The sequence below is a fragment of the Streptomyces sp. NPDC093568 genome (assembly GCF_044764945.1).
GTDB lineage: Bacteria > Actinomycetota > Actinomycetes > Streptomycetales > Streptomycetaceae > Streptomyces.
In genome coordinates this window covers 1,323,094-1,342,494 of the sequence record NZ_JBIWJD010000001.1, presented here as the reverse complement: position 1 = coordinate 1,342,494, position 19,401 = coordinate 1,323,094, and the positions used below count along the sequence as shown (strand labels likewise).

Sequence of the window (19,401 nt, the reverse complement as noted above, 5' to 3'; positions counted from 1 at the left end):
GCAAGCCCCCCCCACGCGTCCCCCCACACCGCTGCGCTCCCTGCCGCCCCACCGGGACGGCGGGCGAGTGGTGTGCCGGTGCACACCGACGGACTCCACGCTCCGTTGCCGCATCTCCCTGATCACCTTCCCTGAGAGGACACCTCCGTGTCTGCCGCAAGACCGCTCACCACCCTGCGCACCTTCGCCGTCGTAGCGGCGCTTCCCCTGCTGCTGACCGCCTGCGGCTACGGCGCCGAATCCACCGACGACGGCAAGCAGGCCGAGGTCGCGTCGGACGCCAAGAAGCTCTCCGCCGACGAGGTGAAGATCGGCTACTTCCCCAACCTCACCCACGCCACCGCCCTGGTGGGGGTTCAGGAAGGTTTGCTCCAGAAGGAGCTCGGCGGCACCAAGATCAAGGCCTCGACCTTCAACGCGGGTCCGTCGGAGATCGAGGCGCTGAACTCCAAGTCCATCGACATCGGCTGGATCGGCCCCTCCCCCGCCATCAACGGCTACACCAAGGCGGCCGGCCAGAACCTGCGGATCATCTCCGGCTCGGCCTCGGGCGGCGTGAAGCTGGTCGTCAACCCGGAGAAGATCAAGTCCGTCAAGGACGTCAAGGGCAAGAGGATCGCCACCCCGCAGCTCGGCAACACCCAGGACGTGGCGCTGCTCAACTGGGTCTCCGAGCAGGGCTGGAAGGTCGACGCCGAGAGCGGCAAGGGTGACGTGTCCGTCGTCCGCACCGACAACAAGGTGACTCCGGACGCCTACAAGTCCGGTTCGATCGACGGCGCCTGGGTGCCCGAGCCGACCGCGTCCAAGCTGGTCGCCGAGGGCGGCAAGGTGCTGCTGGACGAGGCCGACCTGTGGCCCGACAAGAAGTTCGTGATCACCAACATCATCGTGTCGCAGAGCTTCCTCAAGGACCACCCGGACGTCGTCGAGGCCGTGCTGCGCGGCTCGGTGAAGACCAACGAGTGGATCAACGCCAACCCGGACAAGGCCAAGGCCTCGGCGAACGAGGCGCTGAAGGCGGAGTCCGGCAAGGCCCTGCCCGCCGACGTCATCGACCCGGCCTGGAAGTCGATCACCTTCCTGGACGACCCGCTGGCCGCCACCCTCGACACCGAGGCGGAGCACGCGGTGAAGGCCGGTCTGCTGGAGCAGCCCGACCTGAAGGGCATCTACGACCTCGCGCTGCTGAACAAGGTCCTCAAGGCCGAGGGCAAGGACGAGGTCGACGACGCCGGTCTCGGCGCCAAGTAAGCACCGTTCCGCAAGCTCCCAGGAGGTGACGACCATGGCCACCACGACGGCCACGACCGCGAAGGTCGCCGAGGACGCCACGGCGGCGGTTCCTTTCGCCGCCCGCATCGAGCACGTCTCGAAGTCCTTCGCCGGCCCCGCCGGGCAGCAGCTCGTCCTCGACGACATCACGCTCGATGTCGCACCGGGCGAGTTCGTCACCCTCCTGGGGGCCTCGGGGTGCGGCAAGTCCACCCTGCTCAACCTGGTCGCGGGGCTGGACCTGCCGTCCGCCGGCACGATCGGCACGGACGGCCGGCCCGCCCTGATGTTCCAGGAGCACGCCCTGTTCCCGTGGCTGACCGCGGGCAAGAACATCGAACTCGCCCTGAAACTGCGGGGAGTCGCGAAGGCGGAGCGCCGCCAGGAGGCGGAGCGGCTGCTCGAACTGGTCCGTCTGAAGGGCGCGCACGGCAAGCGGGTGCACGAACTCTCGGGCGGTATGCGCCAGCGGGTCGCGCTGGCCCGGGCGCTAGCCCAGGACAGCAGGCTGCTGCTGATGGACGAGCCGTTCGCCGCGCTGGACGCGATCACCCGGGACGTGCTGCACGACGAACTCACCCGCATCTGGCGGGAGACGGGCGTGTCGGTGCTGTTCGTGACGCACAACGTGCGCGAGGCCGTGAAGCTGGCGCAGCGTGTCGTCCTGCTGTCCTCCCGTCCGGGCCGGGTCGCCCGGGAGTGGACGGTCGGCATTCCGCAGCCGCGCCGCATCGAGGACGCCGCGGTCGCCGAACTGTCCGTCGAGATCACCGAAGAACTGCGTGGGGAGATCCGCCGCCATGGCAAGCACTGACACCACCGCCAAGGACAGCAACGATCTCGCCGGACTGGAGGCGGGGCTCGACGCGCTGGACTCGGTGCAGGTCGCCCGTACGCCGCTGCGCGAGACCCTGGCCCGCAAGGTGCTGCCACCGGTCACGGCCGTCGCACTCGTCCTGGTGGTCTGGCAACTGCTCGTATGGGCGGAGGTCGTCCCCGCTTACAAGCTGCCCTCGCCGTCCGAGGTCTGGGACGAGGTGCGCGACGCCTGGCTCCAGGGCACGCTGCTCGACTACATCTGGACATCCGTCTCACGCGGCCTGCTCGGCTTCTTGCTGGCGCTGGCCATCGGGACGCCGCTGGGCCTGCTGGTGGCCCGGGTGCGGTTCGTGCGCGCCGCGATCGGCCCGATCCTGTCCGGCCTCCAGTCCCTGCCGTCGGTGGCCTGGGTGCCGCCGGCCGTGCTCTGGCTGGGCCTGAACAACTCGATGATGTACGCGGTGATCCTGCTCGGCGCGGTTCCGTCCATCGCCAACGGACTCGTCGCCGGCATCGACCAGATCCCGCCGCTGTTCCTGCGTGCCGGGCGCACCCTGGGCGCGCGCGGCCTGAGCGAGGCACGGCACGTGGTGATGCCGGCGGCGCTGCCCGGCTATCTGGCGGGCCTGAAGCAGGGCTGGGCGTTCTCGTGGCGATCGCTGATGGCGGCGGAGATCATCGCCTCCTCCCCCGATCTCGGCGTCGGCCTCGGCCAGTTGCTGGAGAACGGTCGCAACAACAGCAGCATGGCCCAGGTGTTCCTGGCCATCTTCCTGATCCTGCTGGTCGGCATCGCCATCGACCTGCTGATCTTCAGCCCGCTGGAGCGGCGGGTGCTGCGGGGGCGGGGGTTGCTGGTCACCCGCTGAACCAACGGAACCGTCGAGCCGACGATCGCCACCGGCACGCCTCGCGGCGCCGACCATATCCGCGGGCCGTCCGGTCAGGTTCTGCCGCCTCCCGGACACCTCACGCACCTTTCCGAAAGACTCCGGAAGTGAACCGGTTGCCGGGTGGGAAAGGCTGTATGAAGGGAGTGTCCAGGGCACCTGACGTCGTGGTTCCTTCCCCTTGACCGCCCCTCGGAGGCGGAGGATTCTGGGTGGGCTCGACGGCGCCGCCGAAGCGGGAAGCCCGTCGGGCCGGGGGGATTCATGGGGGCGCTGAACATTGCGGCGACATGGGTGGGGACCAGGGCGCTCGGTCCCGGGCGGCGCTCCGTCGTCTGGGTCCAGGGCTGCCCGTTCCACTGCGCGGGCTGCATGTCACCGGATTGGATACCGGACGTTCCCGCCCGCTCCGTCGAGCCGGCCGCGCTGGCCGCAGAGCTCCTCGCCGATCCCACCATCGAGGGCCTGACCTTCTCCGGCGGTGAGCCGATGCACCAGGCCGCGGGGCTCACCGAGGTGATCCGCGCGGCACGCCGCATCCGGGATACGACCCTCGTATGCTTCACCGGCTATCGCCTGGAGCGGCTGCGCCGCCGTCCACCCGGGCCCGGCGTGGCGGAGCTGCTGGCCGAAGTGGACGTCCTCATCGACGGGTTGTACGTCGCCGCACTTGACGACAGCCGGGGGCTGCGCGGCAGTGCCAACCAGCGCGTCCACCACCTGTCCGGGCGCATGGCCGAGAGCGGATACGACTTCACAGGGCGCGACCGCACCGCCGAGATCGCCGCCGACGGCCATGAAGCACTCCTGATCGGCGTGCCACCTCCCGCCCTGCTCACAGTGTTCGACGCGGCCGTCGAGCGGATACGGCAGTCACACATCGGGGGGAGAGCATGAGCGGCAGGAAACGCATTCAGGTGGACGAGTCGGAGTGGTACCGCCTCCAGCGCGAGCTGTCACGGCACAAGGACGTCGTCCGCAACCTTCCGGGGCTGATACGGGAAGTGCGCCAGCAGACCCACGACGACCTGGAGCGGGTCTTCGGCGTCATCGAAGACCGTCAGCGCTCGGTGGAGCTGGCCGTGGAGGGGCTCAGCGAGCAGACCCGCCGGATGGAGGCCGAGACTCAGCAACGGCTGCGGGCGCAGGCCCGCCGGATGGCCGAGGACATGCGGGCCACCGTGGGGGAACTACGCAAGGAGACCCGCGAGCAACTCGCCGAGCAGGAGCGCAGGTTGCACGGCGAGCTCACCGCTGAGCGGCAGCAACGACGCGAGGACGTCCGGCGGATCGACCGGGAACTGGGCGAGCTCGTCCAGGACCGCGAGCGCGCCGCTGTCGTCGCCCGCGCGGCGCTCTCCGACGCGCGCACCATGCACGGCGTCATCCGCGACACGCTCCCGCACGAGCAGTACGCCCCCGGTCGGCTGGACGGTTTGCAGACAACGCTCGACCAGGCGCAGGACAACATCGCTCAGGGCCGCTTCGACGCGGCCCTGGCCACCGCTCAAGGCGCCTACCGGGAGCTCAGCGAACTACGCGTGAACGTGGAGTACCACGACCGGGAGCGACAGGCGCTGCGCGTACAGGCGCGCGGCGGGCTGCTGTTGGTTCAGCGGCTGGTCGAGGACAGCGCCCGGCAGACCGTGCGCGACGAGAAGGGCGAGGTGCTGGAGGGCTTCGACCTCGACGTGGACTACTGGACGGGCGGCGACCTGGGAGCCCTGCTCGAGGAGACGGAGTCCCTGCGGCTGCGTGTGGAGGACGAGGAGCGGCCGCCGACCGCCGACGAACTCCGCGACATCCTGCAACACCGGGCACCCGCCCTGCAGGAGCGTCTCGACCGTCTCGTCGAGCGGGCCGGCCGGCGCCAGCTCGCGTCCCAGGAGCGGGTCAACCTCGCCGAGGCGGTCGTCCAGGCCCTCGAAGGCATGACGGCGTACGAGTTGGACGCCACGACCTACGCGGGAAGCGACCAGCGGGACGCGTATTTCGCCCGGCTCGTCCACGGCAACCGGAACGCGATCGTCGTGGAGGTCACCCCGGCGGACGCCGACTCCGGGGCCTCCGTGCTGAGAGTGCTGTCGTACGACCATGACACCACCGCGCGTACCGAACTCGAAGAGCGTGGCGCCGAGTTGCTCCGAGCGCTGCGGGCACACGGCATCCCGGCGGCCGACCCGCAGGAGGAGCCAGGAGATCCGGACCCGGCCTACACGGACTTCAGGTCGCTCGGCGAGCCACGGGCGCTGCCCCGCACGGCGGAGGCTACCTACACGGTCACGGACGCCCGACCGGCCGCGGAAGGCTGAGCGGGGATGTCCGCCCATCTCGTGGAGCGCCTGAACGGGTTCCGGCTACCGGTCGGCGATCCTCTGCTCGTCGTGCACGGCCTCGGCGTCGACGACATCTTCGTCGGCCACGACTACCGCGTGCGGGGTATCGAGGAAGTGTTGTGGGAGGTGCTGCGCGGGTCGGGCTTCGCTCGGGTCGTCTACTCCTCGCTGTCGCGTCCCCTGTACTTCCGCGACGACCGGTCCTGGGAGCTCACCCGGCGACGCCGTCGCGCCTCCCTACCGGCCGAGGGCAGGCTCATGCGGCCCGAGTTCAGCGGCCCCTTGGGACGACGCGTCGTGCGCGAGTCCAGGACCCCCGATGGCGGAGCGGCCGATACGCCCGGCCCGGCGCCGCCGACCCTCACCGACCGGCACCGGGTCATGATGCTCGACCACCTCATGAAGCAGAGCGAGCATCGCACCGCCGTGGTGCTCGGTCACGCCGAGGAGTCGCTCCGCTACGACCGGGCGGACCGCGCGCTGGCCGAGGCACTGGCCGAGTGGGCGGAACAGGGTGACGACCGCAACCTGTGCGTCCTTCTCTTCCGCCGCGACACCTTCGCCGACGTCCAGGAATTCGTCAGCGGGCTGCGCAGCTTTCCGCGCCTGGAGACCTATCTACGGGACCAGAGCAGGCGCTCAGGACGCGGCGCCACCGCGGGGATCGGCTTGCCGCACGCCGGGGAGTTGGAGCGCCTGGTCCATGTACTGCGGCTGAGGGACAAGTTACGCGTCGGCGACTGGCGCGGGCTGTCACTCATGGCGCGGACGATGGCCGCCGCACCCGAGCGGGCTTCGAACTGGCGGGCGCGGCTGCGCCGGCTGGCGGAGGATGACCGGCCGCTCGACCTGGCGGAGCTGCGCCGACGGCACTGGGTCGGCGGCGGCCCTCAGGACGACCGCAGCGTCGCCGACCGCATCCGGGACATGGTGGGGCTCGGCACGGTCAAGGAACATCTGGAGCGGCTGCACTGGCGTGTGGCGGCCGAGACCGAACTGCTGGCCAGGGGCCTGGGCAGCGCGGCCGAAGTCCGCTCCCCTCACCTGGTGTTCACCGGCAACCCGGGGACGGGCAAGACCACGGTCGCGCGGCTGGTCGGTGAGATCTATCGCGACCTCGGGCTGCTGCGGCGCGGTCACCTGGTCGAGGCGGAAGTACCCGACCTGGTCGCCGGAGTGGTCGGCGAGACATCGATCCGGACCAGCCGCACAGTGGACCGAGCGCTCGACGGCGTCCTGCTGATCGACGAAATCTACCGACTGAGCGACCAGGGCCGCGGCTTCGGCCAGGAGGCCATCGACACCCTGCTCACCCGGATGGAGAACGACCGCGGGAGATTCGTCCTGATCGCTGCCGGCTATCCGGACAAGGTGGAGGAGTTTCTCGGCTCCAACCCGGGCCTGCGCAGCCGGATCCCCCCGGGCAACATCATCCGCTTCCCCGACTACGCACCGGCCGAACTGCACACCATCCTGCTCGCGCAGCTGCGTGCCCTGGGCCTGAGCTGGACGCCCGAGCTGGAGGAACTGCTGCGTGAGGTCACCGAGGGGATGTACGCGACACGCGACGAGGAGTTCGGCAACGCGCGCGCCGTGCGGGACCTGGCGCACGAACTGAAGGACTGCTGGGCCCCACGCGTGCGGGCCGTCGTGACACGGCCCCTGGAGCCTGTGGATCTGCCGCCGCAGTACCGCGCCCATGTACGCAGGCCGGTGCCGCCGGTCGAGGAACTGCTGGCCGAACTGGACGCGTTGGTGGGCATACAGCCCGTCAAGGAGATGATTCGCGACCTTGTCGCGCGGCTGCAGCTGCGCCGGTCGCAGGGCGCCGCCCCGTTCCCACCGCCCCATCTGCTCTTCGTGGGCCCGCCGGGCACCGGCAAGACGACCGTCGCACGGCTGGTCGGCAGCCTCTTCCGGTCGCTCGGTCTGCTCGCCCGCGGACACATGGTCGAGGTGACCCGTCCGGAACTCGTCGCCGGATACATCGGCCAGACCGCGCTGAAGACCAAGAAGGCCATCCAGACGGCCCTCGACGGCGTGCTGTTCATCGATGAGGCGTACAGCCTCTCGCGCGGCGAGCACGGCGGGGACTTCGGCAGGGAGGCCATCGACACACTGACCCGGGAGATGGAAGATCTCCGGGGCCGGCTGGTGGTCGTGGCCGCCGGGTATGCCGGTCCGATGGAGGGTTTCCTGGCGCAGAACCCGGGCCTGCGCTCGCGGTTCACCGAACGCGTGATGTTTCCGCATTACTCGGGCGCCGAACTGGTCGAGATCCTTCGCCGGATGGCCCTCGACCGGGATCCACGTTACGAACTCCCCGACGCCGTCGCAGGACGCGCGCGGTCCTGGCTGGATCGTCAACGTATTGCGCATCCTGAGGACTTCGGCAACGGCAGGACCGTGCGCGTGCTGTTGGACCGGATGGAAGCCCGGATGGCGCGTCGGCTCACCGACGACATGTCCGTCGGCCGCCCGTCGGCCTTCGCCCCCGAGGACGTGCCCGATGGCAACCTGTGAAGCGACACCGACCACGGTGGTCGACGAGCGATGCCCGGTGTGTCTCGGAACCCTCACCGACGAACCGGAGTGCGCGCACTGCCACTGGCCTCTCGACGGCCCTCTGCAACTCGGCCGTCTCACACCCGACGTCCGGGACGCCTTCGACGAGCGGCTCACCGCCGCGCGCCGCCGACTCGATCTGAGGGCCGCTGCCCGGGCGGCTGGATACCCCGAGCGGGGCGAGTCCGAACGGTTGGCCTGGCTGGAACGCCTGGTCAGGGGCGGGCCGCCCTCGGCTGGCGAACGCGATGACGCGCTACGGGAGTTGACGCAGAACTGCACTCTCCGAGGGGGCGAGGCCGGGCAGTTGCCCGACGGTGTCGTCGCCGAGATCACCCCGCAGGGGCTGCGGGCCGTGGTCGTAAGAAACGGCGTCGAGGACTTGGGGGCGACCGAGTGGCCCTGGGCCGAGCTCGTGCCCGGTCTGCCGCCGGGCGAGGACGCGGCGCTGTTCCGGCTGGCGGGCGGCATCGGCGACTGGGACAAGGGCCCGGCGGAGCTGCGCGAGCCGACGGACCTCGGCGTCGCGGCCACGGCGTCCGTGCTGGTCAGCCGACTGGGCGGTTGGACCGTGCCCGAGCGACTGCTGGACCGGCTCAGGCGACGGCTGCCACACGCCCGGACCGTGTATCTGCCCTTGAGGGAGCCGCAGCCGGGCCCGCTGCACCACAAGGCCGGATTCACCGCGGTCGGGTGCGGCAGCGTTCCGGAAGCCGATGAGGTACGGCTCGCGGGCGGAAGCGCCGACGGCTGCGTGACGGTGTGGCGGCTCTGGCACCCTGAGCCGCTCGCCACCCGAGCGCTGCATGACCGGCGGGTCACCTGCGTCGACTTCACCGAGGACGGGCTGTCCGTGGTGACGGGCGGGCAGGACGGGGCAGTGCGACTGTGGTCGTTCGGCGGCTCGGGCCGGGTGCGGGTGCTGACCTGGCACAACGGGTGGGTCAACGCGGTGCGGCAGCGCGGCGGCGTGGTGTTCAGCGTGGGTGACGACGCCCGGCTGCGCCGGTCGGTCATCGGCGCGGCGGGCACCGAGAGTGTGCCTTTGGCCCAGGTCGGCTGGGCTTCCGGCACCGTGCTCGACGCGACGCCGGACGGGCGGACCGTGTTCGTCGGGGGCTCCGACGGGGTGACCCTCTGGGACGGCACCAGCGGCGAGCGCATCGCCCGGCTCCCCCCGGTCCCCGCCGTCACCTCTCTGGCGCTCGCTCCGGCCGGTCGGCTGCTGGCCGTCGGCTGCGAGGATTCCGCTGTACGCGTCTTCGACGTGTACGACGACCGGAGGCAAGTGTGCGAGGTCGGCGGCCATGACGGCCAGGTCCGTCGGATCGCACTCGACGCAGGCGGAGCACTGGCCACGGCGGACAACGCCTCCACTATCCGATTCAGCGCTCGCGGCGGTGAGCCGGCGGTGGAGCTGGGCACGCACCCGGCGCCGGTGCACAGCCTCGCCTTCGACTCGGACGGCCACCTGCTCAGCGCGGGTGGCGACGGTGTCGTACGGACCTGGCCCCTGCCCACACCCACGCACGCCACATCCTCGGAAAGGAGGGGTCGTGAGTGACGGCTATCTGAGTGGCGCGTTCCGACAGCCTCGCCGCGAACTGGAAATGGCACTCGACGAACAGACCGGTAGCGAGCAGGTGACACACGCACTGCGTGCTGTGCTGACCCGGCTGGCCCATGCCGCGGAGGACGACACCGGGCTCGATCCGACAGTACGACGGCAACTCGCGGCCGCGGTCGACCTATTACGTGCGGCGGTCGTCGGCACCCTGTCCGCCGTACGGACTCCGGCCGTGCCACCCCTGCGCAGTCCGCGGCCGCGCCGGTCGTCGTTCCGTCTTCCCTTCCCCGGATTCGGTGGCGGAGACGAGGAGGAGGAGCGGCGCTGGGCGCGGCAGCGGGAGGAGGACCTCCTGCGCTCGCGGCGGCCGGTGGTGCACACCGTGTCGCTGCTCGACCAGGTCCGGGCCGCGCTGGAGGCCGCCGACCGGCTGGTCGCCGAGTCGGAGCCGCCTCCTCCCGTGCGGGTGCCCATGGCCTGGCACGAGGACACCGAACTGGTCAATCTGATCAGGGACTTGATGACGGCGCACACCGAGGGCGACGGAGATCTGGCGCTGCGTCACATCGACAGGCTGCGCAAGGAACTGGCGCTGCGCCACGACATCGAGGTGGTCGACTTCGACGGCACCAACGAGTGGCTGTTCACGCTCGACGGCCGCCCCGGCCCAGCAGACGGGCGCCATCGGACGGTTCAGCCTGCCCTGACGACGGGCGGACGAATTCTGCGGCGCGGGGAGGCGATGTGGTGCGTCGCCGAGCAGCCGGAAACTGAATCGGAGCGAGAGCAGGAGCCGCGGCCGGACCCCGCGAAGGGCGGGCCGTCCGGGCAAGGCGAGCAACCGGGGGACTACGGGGGCAAGGAGCACAAGCATGGCTAAGGCGTCCAACAGCGTGGTGGTCGTCGGTTTCGACCTCGGGCACGGCGAAACCGCGCTGGCCAAGACCTACACCGACAAGACGGCACCGCCCGTCGTGCTGGACATCGGATCGACGGGCTCGGGACGGCAGCACGTCACCGCGGTGGCCGAGCATCCGACCCGCGGAGTGCTCGTGGGCCGGGAAGCGACCGACGCGCGCGGGGTGACCTCGCTCTATCTCGCGTTCAAGTCGCCCGAGATCGACCGTGACGACGTACACACACCGATCCGCCTCTTCGTCGACAAGGTCTGCGGCGACGCCTGCGAACGGGACCAGGATCTGGCCGGGAGCCGCCCGGTGCGCTGGGTGTTCGGCGCGCCGTCCGGCTGGGACGCCGAGCTGCGCCGCTCGTACGGGGCGCTCCTGAAGCAGGCGGGGCTCTCGGACGTGGAGGTGGTGCCCGAGTCACGGGCTGCCATGCTCTATGCCCGCGATTCAGGTGAAGTCCAGGCCGGCCAGGACCAGTTGGGCGGAAACGTACTCGTGGTCGACCTGGGATCGTCGACCGCCGACTTCACCAGTGTGCTCAGTTACAGCGCCGGACCGCCCATCGACACCGGACTGCAACTGGGCGCCGGTCTGCTCGACCGGACCATATTGGACCGCCAACTCGAGCAGCATCCGATGAACGACGCGCTGCGCGAGACTCTGCAGGAATCGCGCTTCGAACGGCTGCGGCTGGAACTGCTGTGCCGGGAGGCGAAGGAGACGTTCTTCCGTACCGATCCCAGCCGGTTCGTCGACGATCCCGAGGCCACGGTCGGCGGCATGCGCAAGGTGGCCACCCGCGCGGGCAACGCCTACTTCGAGGTCGAGTTGACGGCCGCCGAGATGGAAGCGGTGATCAACACGCCGCAGCCGAGCCTGGGCGATCGTTCCTGGCGCCGGGCCTTCCGGGACTCGCTCGACGACGCGGTCCGCACCATGGGACGGCAGCCCGACATGGTGCTGCTTACCGGAGGCGCGTCCCGGATGCACTTCGTGCAGCAGGAGGCCCGGGACGCGTTCGGCGCGGACCGCGTGCTGCTCGGTCTGGAGCCAGAGGTCGCCATCGCCCGGGGGCTGGCGCTGGCCGGCCGGATGGGCGTGCGCGCCGCCGGATTCCGGGCCGACATCCGCAAGCTGCTAAAGAGCGACCGCATCGGTTCCCTGGTGGAGGAACGGCTGCCGGCGCTCGGTGAACGGCTGGGGGCGGCCGTGGCCGAGGGTATGACGGATCGCCATGTGATCCCCGCGTTCCGCCGCTGGCGCAACGGGGAGATCGCGACGCTCGACGACATGGCGGCCGGCATCTCCCGGGAACTGCACGCCGAACTCGCCGATCCTGACAACACCCGGCTGACCGCGGCGATCGCCGAGTGGCAGAACGAACTCCGGCCGGAACTCGAGGAGTTGACCCGGCCGATCTGTCGTCGCTGGCACCTCCCACCATCGGCGATGGAGCTGCCGGCCGTGCAGGTGAGCGGCGGGCAGCTCGACGTGCCCATCGACTCGGCGGCCGCCACCGAGGTACTCGACAACATCGCCAAGATCGTGAACGTGGTCGTGGCCGGAGTGATCGCCATGACCCTGTTCGGTGCGGGTGCCGCGATCATCGCGACAACCGGGCCGTTCGCGGTCATCATCGCCTTCATCGTGCTGCTCATGGGAGCCAACGAAGGGCGGGAGGCGGCCATGGCGAAGGCCCGCCAGGCGAACATTCCGCTGATGATGCGCAAGTTGCGCAGCGAGAACGCCTTGGTGTCGAAGCTGCGGCAGGGGTCCGCGGCACAGGAAGCGCAGTTGGCCCGGGCGTTCAGCGCGCAGTTCCTCGACGACGGCGGCCAGAAATTGGTGAGCGAGATCGCCAAGGGCATCGCCGCGGACCTCGAGGCGCTGGCCGACGAGGCCGAATTGCTCATTTCCTGAGTCGCCTCTTGAGCGAGGTCACTTCATGGGATGCGGAGCCGGTCCCTCGTCGTTCCAGGCGATACGGGACCGGCCCGGAGCGGGCACCCTGTCGCGGGCATCCAGGGCCCGGCCCAGCGCCACGTCCAGGTCGTGCAGCCTGGTCTCGACGTCCTCGACGAGGGCACGGGCCCCTTCCAGGCCGCCGTTCGTGTCCGCCGGGCACCCGGGCTCGGCGTACTCGGCCAGGGCGTCGGCCAGTCGGCGGTTTGCCTCGGCGCGGCAGGCGAGCTCACCAAGGCGCTCCTGCACGTGGGCCAGTCGTTCCGAGGCCTCGGTCACGTCCCGTTCCGCGTCGGCCAGCTCGGCCTCCGCCGCGGCCAGCTCCGCCTGCACCCCCGACGCGCGCTCCAGCGCCTCGCGCACCGGAGCGGCCAGCCGGGACAGCTGCTCCTGGGTCAGCCGGAGCAGTTCGGTGCTGCCGAGCCGTACGGCGCCCTCGGCGCCGTTCGCGTGCTCGCGCAGCAGGACCAGCCGCTCCTCGACGGCGCCCTGCTGGGCCTGGATCTCGTCCAGCGCCTCCATGAGCCTTTCGAGGCGGCGCAGTTCGGCGACCTGGACGCGAATGGTGTCCAACTCCGCGAGACGGGCACGCAGTTCATGCTCCGTACTGTTCAGTTGCTCGAGCTCCTGCCGGGCGCCGTGGGTCCTGTCGCGGATGTCAGCGAGGGCGCGCTGCCGGTCCTTCAGGTAGGCGGCGACGTCCGGGCCGGGTTCTGCCGCGGTTAGCAACCCCGGTACGACGGCGGCCAGTTCGGCAGCTTCGGTGAGGGCGTCGTCGAGCAGGAAGACCGCCTCGACAGCTGCCGTGTCCGATGCCACGCCGGCCAACCGCGCGACGGCCCGCGCCGACCACACCAGTGACCAACGCAGGGCATGGAGCGCGTCATGGTCCTCGCCACGCGCCAGTGCCTGTGCCACCTGCGCACTCGCTTCGTCCTTCACCGTGTCACCCCCGTTGTCCCTCCATCCGGACCGCCCAGCGGGACCAGGACCGGCTCGCCGCCGCCGTCCGGACGGAACACCAGTACGCCGAGGCCGTTCCCGGCCGTATGCATCCCGAGCCGGTACCGCCCACCGCGCAGCGCGGGGCACGGCATTTCGGTCTCCCGGCCGCTCGCACGCACGCAGACGTCCGCGCGCCGGGTCTCAGGCACATCCACCGTCACGGCATGGCCGTGCTCCAGGACGGCCATGGGCACGGCTCCGCCGGGGACGGTCAGCGGGATGTCCGACTCGACCAGCAGCCCCCGGCGCAGGCGGTGGACGCGCAGGCTCACCGAGTGACGTGCGGTCGCGGGTGATCGTACGGAGCCCCGCGCCACGAGCAGCGCCCCGAGTGCCGCCGCGTGCTCCTCCATTACGCGAGGGCGTGTGCCTCCCGTCGCCGCCCGTATGGCGTCGAAGGTGAGCGGATGCCGGGCCAGTTCACCGTCGCTCAGGATCCGTAGGGCGTCGTCCTCCTGGCCTGCGTACGCATTCCCACGGGCGAGGACGTCGGACACCGCGGCTCTCAGCGCCTGCTCGACGGGTGCGAAGGCGTCGAGCACGGCCCCCACCGTCATCGTCCCCGGCGTGTGCAGCGGAGCCGCCCGATAGCGGGGCTGCATCCGTGCCCGTGCCAGCAGCAGTGCCGCCCGGCCCGTCGGCTCGACGGGGACGGTGGCCCGCGTCACCCCCTGTACCGGATGCCACGCTGCATTGAGGGATGCCACGACCTGCCCTGAGGCACGGCACAGCACGGCCTCGGCCGCCCCCGCGTCCGTCCGGCACACCAGCAGCTCGCCCGCGGCCTGCTCCACCGAAGCCGCTGTGGCCACCGACCTGGGCACGAACTGCCGCAGCGGCAGGCCCAGACCGTCCGCCAGCTCCCCGTACAGCGTCTCCCGGTGTACGGCGCCGGCAGCGTCGAAGTGCTGATCGCGCAGGGCGAGCACAAGGCCGTCCACTCGTTCCGGGACACGGCACAGATACTCCGCCACTTCGGCGGACAACGGCTCCGGCGGCCGTACACTGTCCGCGTCGCCGGTCACGGCGATCCCCGCATCGACATCAATTCCCACGAACACGGGCCACCACCTGTCCGCGCCCACCTCACGCCGCATGCGCTCCCCGTGCGCACCGGTCGGCCCAGGTTAGTCCTTCGAGCCACCGCGCGCCTACATAGTGGAAGATGATGGCATTTCGGATTCAACCCCGATGAATCGTGACTACACTCGGAACGCGTCGGACAGGCATGGGGGCGACGATGAGCGAGCTGGTGCGGTTCGAGACCACAGGTGGCGAGTCCATGGTGTTCGAGATCGAGGACACCTCACCCGGTCTGGAGAACGTGGGCCACGGCGACAACGGCGTCCTGGAGGCGAGTCGCCGACTCGACGAGATGCTCTCCGGCGCCCGCCCCAGCATCGAGTCCGTGCTCGGTCTCCTGCGCCAGTTGGCGCCCGACCAGTACGAGGTCGAGTTCGGCATCAAGCTGAACGCCGAGGCCGGCGTGGTGGTCGCCAAGACCGCGGCCGAGGGCCACTTCAACGTGCGGCTCGGCTGGAACCGCGGCGAGACCGCCGAAGCGGGCCAGTAGAGGCCGCCGTGGCGCTCTGGGAGCGGGCTCCCTGGCTGGTGAACATCGCCCGCAGCAGAGACGGGTTGCCCTACGGAGCGGGCGTACTCGTCACCGACCGTCACATACTGACGTGCGCCCATGTCGCCTCCAAGGAGTCGGCCGGACCCAAGCCCGCAGACCCGCTCTTCATTCGATTCCAGTGGGTCGGCGACCACGATCCGCTGCCCGCGATCGTCGTCGACTGGCACCCCCAGGAGTCCGAGGGCCCCATGAAGCCCAAGGAGCCCCAGTTGTGGAGGGGTGACGTAGCCGTCCTCGAACTCCAAGAGGGGATACCGGACTTCGCCCGGCCCGCACCGCTCGTCACCGCCCTGGGCGGCACATCCGACCATCGGTTTCATGTGTACGGCTATCCGGAAGGCCCTCACCAGCTGGGGGGCGTCCCGGCGAACGGCGTGATCCGGGGTGCCGCGGGACTCGAGTGGATAGCCCTGGAGTCGGAGTCCGCGATCGGCCACGGTATCGCCCAGGGCTTCTCCGGCTCGCCCCTCTGGGACCGTACGCTCAGCGGCGTCATCGGCATCGTCGCCACCCGCGACACACCATCCCGGATCCATGACCCACGGACCGCCTACGCGATCCCCGTCGACGCACTGGCCACCTACTGGCCGCCCCTGCGGGATCTGATTCGCGACCCGGTCACCGAGGAGCAACGGGCCAGAATCGACGACCTGTTGGCACTCTCACTCGATGACCTCGGCGAGCTGCCCAGGGTCCACGATGTCCGCATCTACGACATCGGCGTCACCCCCTCGAAGAACCTCGGGCAGCAGCCGAATCCGCCTTATGTACGCCGTCTGGAGGACCGGGAACTCGAAGAGGCGTTGGCCGGCGAGCCGTTCATCCTGTTGAGCGGCGACGCGAAGGCCGGCAAGTCACGTACGCTCATCGAACTCCTCCGCCGGAGACTGCCCGAAGGCACCCGGCTCATCGTCCCCAGACCCATCCCGTCAGCCCCGGGCGAGCTGGCCTCCCTGCCCTTGCCGACCGGCGGCAACCGTGCCGTGCTGTGGCTCGACGACATCGACGAGTACCTGCGGCCCGGCGGTGTGGACACCAAGGTCCTCAAGGCCTTCTCGAAGAGGAAGCCTCCCATCACCGTGGTCGGCACCATCACCTCCGAGTGGTTCACCCGCCTCAGCAACCCCAAGAGCGAGGTCAACCGCACGGCAAGCCAGGTACTGGCGGATGCCAGGCGCATCGTGCTGGCACGACTGCTGCGTGACGAAGAACGGGCGGAGGCACGGCGCTACTACCCGGACGAGGACTTCAGCGACCGGGGGATCGGCGAGCAGATGGTCGCGGCACCGCTCGTGGAGGAACGCTTCAACGGCGGCCATGACGCGTGTCCCGAGGGCTGGGCCGTGGTCCGGGCGGCCACCGACTGGCATCGCATGGGCTGCGAAGTGCCACTCACCCGCAAGGCGTTGTCCGAGCTGTTCGCCCGGTATCTCGCCGCGGGCCCCAGCCACCGCGCCGCGAACGACGCCGCTCTGGAGAAGGGCATCACGTGGGCGACCACTTCGGTGGTCGGAACCATCGCGCTCCTCAGCGAATACGCAGCGGGCACGTATGGTCCAGGCACCTTTGGCCGAGGCGCCGAGCAGGCAGACGGGTTGTCCGCCGAGGACACTGGCGAGCGCCGCTACAAGGCGTTCGCCTACCTGCCGGGTTACCTCGACAGTCGTCAGGACCCGGACACCTCGTCCATCCCGCACTTCGCCTGGGACTGGGCCGTGCACGGAGTGCCGGCCGACAATCTGCTCGGTGTGGCCTTCGCCGCGTTCACCCGGGATGAGGGGGACGTCGCCGTGAGGGCCCTGGAACGGGCCCACCGCGACGCCGCGGAGCACGACGTCACGGCCTGGGCGGCACTGATGCTCGGTGAACTGGCCATGCACCGGAAGGACATGGCGCCTGCCCGGGCCTTGCTTGAGGAGGCCGCGGGGTCCGAGTCGGCCGACGTCGTGCCGCTGGCCCAGGTAGAGCTGGCCGCCGTACTGCAGTTGACCGGCGACGGAACCCGTGCCCGTGAGGTGCTGGAAGCGGCGATCGACTCCAGCGATCCGCAGGCGGCTCCGCTGGCCCGGGCGAGCCTGGGCGGTCTGCTGCTCGGCCTGGGCGAGACCGCGCGGGCCCGGGAACTGCTGGAATCCGCCCTGGAGTCGGGAGACGCGCAAGTCATGCCGCTGGTGCAGAGCGGCTTCGGAGGGCTGATCGTGCAGCGCGGTGAGATGTCCGGGGCAGGGGCCCTGGCCATGCGCCCCGCGTCCGAGCCGCTCCCGTCCGGTGCGCCTGCGCATCTCGGCGGCACCGAGCCACTGAGCCTGCCGCGTGCCGTGCGCGAGTCCGCGATCTCCTCGGCCGTACCGCTCGCCCAGGTGAACCTGAGCGCGGCCCTGCTCGACCAGGGCGAACTGGGACGCGCCGATGAACTGCTGCGTAAGGCCCTCGACTCCGAGAACCCGCTGGTGGTGCCGCTGGCACAGGCGAACCTCGGCGCACTGTGCATTCAGCGCGGCGACCTGCAGCGAGCGCGTGAACTGCTGGACGCCGCCGCCTCCTCCGACCATCTCTTCGCCGCGGAGCACGCCCACGTGACCCTCGCCTGGCTGCTGCTTCTCGAGGAGAAGCCGGACCAGGCCAAGGAGATCCTGGCGCAGGCCTTCCACTTCACCAATCCGCAGCAGGTATTGCGCGCCCACTGTCTGCTCAGCACGGTGCTCGCGTCTCAGGGCGAATTCGGGGCCGCCGCCGAACAACTCCAGACGGTCGTCGACTCGGAGCAGTCGGGCTGGGCGGCCCTCGCCCGCGCCGATCAGGGGCTGTACTGGGCTCAGGCGGGCGACTACGACAGGGCCCACCTCGCCCTGACGGAGATCGCGCGGTCCAGCCATCCCGATCAGGCGCCCCGGGCCGCGGATCTCCTCGGCGACCTCGAGGCGACGCTGGAGAACTGGACGGCCGCCGAGGCCGCCTACCGCGCCGCGATCGAGTCCGGTCACCCCGTGTGGAGCCAGCTGGCCCGGATGGACCTCGCCCTGCTGCTGAGCCGGCTGGGCGACGAACGGGGTCCTCAGTTGCTTGCGGAGATCGCGGACTCGGACGAGCCCGAACTGGGGCCGCGGGCCGCCGACCTGCTCGGCGACACGCTGGCCGCCGGCGGCGACTGGGCGGGCGCCGAGGCCTCCTATCAGCGGGCGATGGACTCCGGACACGCGTACTGGTCGGCCGTGGCCCGGGTGGATCTGGCGTTGATGCTGGCAGACCGCAACGAGGTCGCGCGCGCCGAGGACCTGTTCCTCAGAGAGGCCGAATCAGGCTCGGTGCTTGCCGGCATCGCGGAGGCCTTCCTGGGCATTCTGCTCGTGCAACAGGGGCGCGTGGAGGAGGGGCTCCCGCGTCTGACCCGTATCGCGGCGTCGGACTCCGTCGAGGCCGCGGATCTCGCGGGCGTCCAGCTGGCCAAGCTGGCGGCGGAAGAAGGCCGCCCTGAGGAGGCTATCGAGCGCTTCCAGGCACTGCTGGCCTCCGGCAGCGAGATCGCCGCCGCCGTGGCACCTCTCGCCCGGGCCCACCTCGGGGCGATCATGCTGCAGCAGGGGGAGTTGGACGCCGCCCTGGAACTGCTGGACGAGGCGACCGCATCCGGGCAGGCCGACGCGGCAGCCGTCGCGTTCGCCGGACGCGGCGAGTACCTCGTCGAGGTGGGGGACACGACGGCTGCCCGGCTCTATCTGGACGCGGCACTCGAACTGGACGAGCCGGACGTCACTCCGAGGGCACTCACCCTGCTCGGCGTGGCGATGCTCGCCGAGAACGATCTGCAAGGAGCCGGCGCCACCCTCGCCGAGGCGTTGGCCGACGCGACGCCCATGACGGAACCGATGACCCGGCGCTATCTCGGCAGCGCGCTGGCCCGGCTCGGCCGCCGCTCGGAGGCACGCGAGGTGCTCCTCCCACTGGCCTCTTCGGACGATCTGGACCAGCGCCCTCCTGCACTGGTGATCCTGGGACAGTTGGCCATGCTGGACGGACGCGTGGAGGAGGCGCGGGCATGGTTCGGCGAAGCGGTCGCGTCGAACGCCCCGGAAGCCAGGGCCCAGGCCCTCGAAGACGCCACAGAGCATCCCCCGACTCTGCCGGAGGTACTCCCGACTCGGGGCCCGGCACTCACCGCTGCGCCGCAAACACGGGAACCAGCGCCCCCGCCGCTCGTACCGGCACCGGACCGGTCAGCCTGCCGCGCCCCCCTCTCGGTCGGTCTCCGCCCGGACCTGCTCCTCCTCCTGGGCCGCATCGCAGAAGGCGAAGGCCTGCCCGAGGAGGCCCGCTACTGGCACGACAAGGCGGTCGCGGCCGGCCTGCGCCCGGACGAGGCACGGTCCCTCCTGGCGTCCCTCCCACGCGATGACGCCGAGGACTGAGGCCGCGCCTTGTGGAGCCTGCCGCTCGTCGG

13 protein-coding genes are annotated in these 19,401 nt (G+C 70.6%); 11 read left to right on the top strand and 2 right to left on the bottom strand.

Annotation, left to right across the window (positions count from 1 at the left end; all coding sequences use genetic code 11):
• The first annotated feature begins 147 nt into the window (after positions 1–147).
• The 9 genes from ACIRD7_RS05650 (at position 148) to ACIRD7_RS05610 (ending at position 12,280) form a co-directional block, all read left to right on the top strand.
• On the top strand, positions 148–1,254 hold the full coding sequence (locus tag ACIRD7_RS05650) for an ABC transporter substrate-binding protein (RefSeq protein WP_403450129.1): 1,107 nt from the start codon (positions 148–150) through the stop codon (positions 1,252–1,254).
• 34 nt (positions 1,255–1,288) lie between these two features.
• Positions 1,289–2,089 (top strand): ABC transporter ATP-binding protein, encoded by an 801-nt coding sequence (locus ACIRD7_RS05645; protein WP_403450126.1) that lies wholly within the window; start codon positions 1,289–1,291, stop codon positions 2,087–2,089.
• Positions 2,076–2,963 carry an ABC transporter permease gene (locus ACIRD7_RS05640; protein ID WP_403450123.1) on the top strand — a complete coding sequence of 296 codons (888 nt, stop codon included), beginning with the start codon at positions 2,076–2,078 and terminating at the stop codon, positions 2,961–2,963. Before ACIRD7_RS05645 ends, ACIRD7_RS05640 begins: the two co-directional genes overlap by 14 nt.
• A gap of 285 nt (positions 2,964–3,248) precedes the next feature.
• A complete protein-coding gene (locus ACIRD7_RS05635; RefSeq protein WP_403450120.1) occupies positions 3,249–3,881 on the top strand; it encodes a 4Fe-4S single cluster domain-containing protein in 633 nt (210 codons plus the stop codon).
• Positions 3,878–5,296 carry a hypothetical protein gene (locus tag ACIRD7_RS05630; protein ID WP_403450117.1) on the top strand — a complete coding sequence of 473 codons (1,419 nt, stop codon included), beginning with the start codon at positions 3,878–3,880 and terminating at the stop codon, positions 5,294–5,296. Before ACIRD7_RS05635 ends, ACIRD7_RS05630 begins: the two co-directional genes overlap by 4 nt.
• Before the next feature lie 6 nt (positions 5,297–5,302).
• The gene (locus tag ACIRD7_RS05625) at positions 5,303–7,843 is read left to right on the top strand and encodes an AAA family ATPase (protein WP_403450114.1); all 2,541 of its coding nucleotides are present in this window, start codon (positions 5,303–5,305) and stop codon (positions 7,841–7,843) included.
• On the top strand, positions 7,830–9,449 hold the full coding sequence (locus ACIRD7_RS05620) for a WD40 repeat domain-containing protein (protein ID WP_403450111.1): 1,620 nt from the start codon (positions 7,830–7,832) through the stop codon (positions 9,447–9,449). The genes ACIRD7_RS05625 and ACIRD7_RS05620 overlap by 14 nt, the downstream gene beginning before the upstream one ends.
• On the top strand, positions 9,442–10,332 hold the full coding sequence (locus tag ACIRD7_RS05615) for a hypothetical protein (RefSeq protein ID WP_403450109.1): 891 nt from the start codon (positions 9,442–9,444) through the stop codon (positions 10,330–10,332). The genes ACIRD7_RS05620 and ACIRD7_RS05615 overlap by 8 nt, the downstream gene beginning before the upstream one ends.
• Positions 10,325–12,280 (top strand): Hsp70 family protein, encoded by a 1,956-nt coding sequence (locus ACIRD7_RS05610; protein ID WP_403450106.1) that lies wholly within the window; start codon positions 10,325–10,327, stop codon positions 12,278–12,280. The genes ACIRD7_RS05615 and ACIRD7_RS05610 overlap by 8 nt, the downstream gene beginning before the upstream one ends.
• A gap of 18 nt (positions 12,281–12,298) precedes the next feature.
• Here the strand turns inward: ACIRD7_RS05610 and ACIRD7_RS05605 are convergent, their stop codons facing one another.
• Together ACIRD7_RS05605 and ACIRD7_RS05600 are read right to left on the bottom strand one after the other, a co-directional pair.
• Positions 12,299–13,264, bottom strand: coding sequence for a hypothetical protein (locus tag ACIRD7_RS05605; protein ID WP_403450104.1), 966 nt, complete (start codon positions 13,262–13,264; stop codon positions 12,299–12,301).
• Positions 13,261–14,388, bottom strand: coding sequence for a hypothetical protein (locus tag ACIRD7_RS05600; protein WP_403450101.1), 1,128 nt, complete (start codon positions 14,386–14,388; stop codon positions 13,261–13,263). The genes ACIRD7_RS05605 and ACIRD7_RS05600 overlap by 4 nt, the downstream gene beginning before the upstream one ends.
• 179 nt (positions 14,389–14,567) lie before the next feature.
• On the opposite strand from ACIRD7_RS05600, the gene ACIRD7_RS05595 reads away from it, so the two are divergent.
• Positions 14,568–14,900: a CU044_2847 family protein gene (locus ACIRD7_RS05595; protein ID WP_403450098.1), complete on the top strand. Its 333-nt coding sequence runs from the start codon at positions 14,568–14,570 to the stop codon at positions 14,898–14,900.
• 8 nt (positions 14,901–14,908) lie between these two features.
• Complete coding sequence (locus tag ACIRD7_RS05590; protein ID WP_403450095.1) at positions 14,909–19,369, top strand: tetratricopeptide repeat protein; 4,461 nt, start codon at positions 14,909–14,911, stop codon at positions 19,367–19,369.
• The last annotated feature ends 32 nt before the right edge of the window (positions 19,370–19,401 follow it).

What these genes read in the sequence shown, in the direction of transcription:
- ACIRD7_RS05645 (WP_403450126.1), top strand. Translation starts at nt 1,289, where the DNA reads ATGGCCACCACGACGGCCACGACCGCGAAGGTCGCCGAGGACGCCACG.
- ACIRD7_RS05640 (WP_403450123.1), top strand. Translation starts at nt 2,076, where the DNA reads ATGGCAAGCACTGACACCACCGCCAAGGACAGCAACGATCTCGCCGGA.
- ACIRD7_RS05635 (WP_403450120.1), top strand. Translation starts at nt 3,249, where the DNA reads ATGGGGGCGCTGAACATTGCGGCGACATGGGTGGGGACCAGGGCGCTC.
- ACIRD7_RS05630 (WP_403450117.1), top strand. Translation starts at nt 3,878, where the DNA reads ATGAGCGGCAGGAAACGCATTCAGGTGGACGAGTCGGAGTGGTACCGC.
- ACIRD7_RS05625 (WP_403450114.1), top strand. Translation starts at nt 5,303, where the DNA reads ATGTCCGCCCATCTCGTGGAGCGCCTGAACGGGTTCCGGCTACCGGTC.
- ACIRD7_RS05620 (WP_403450111.1), top strand. Translation starts at nt 7,830, where the DNA reads ATGGCAACCTGTGAAGCGACACCGACCACGGTGGTCGACGAGCGATGC.
- ACIRD7_RS05610 (WP_403450106.1), top strand. Translation starts at nt 10,325, where the DNA reads ATGGCTAAGGCGTCCAACAGCGTGGTGGTCGTCGGTTTCGACCTCGGG.
- ACIRD7_RS05595 (WP_403450098.1), top strand. Translation starts at nt 14,568, where the DNA reads ATGAGCGAGCTGGTGCGGTTCGAGACCACAGGTGGCGAGTCCATGGTG.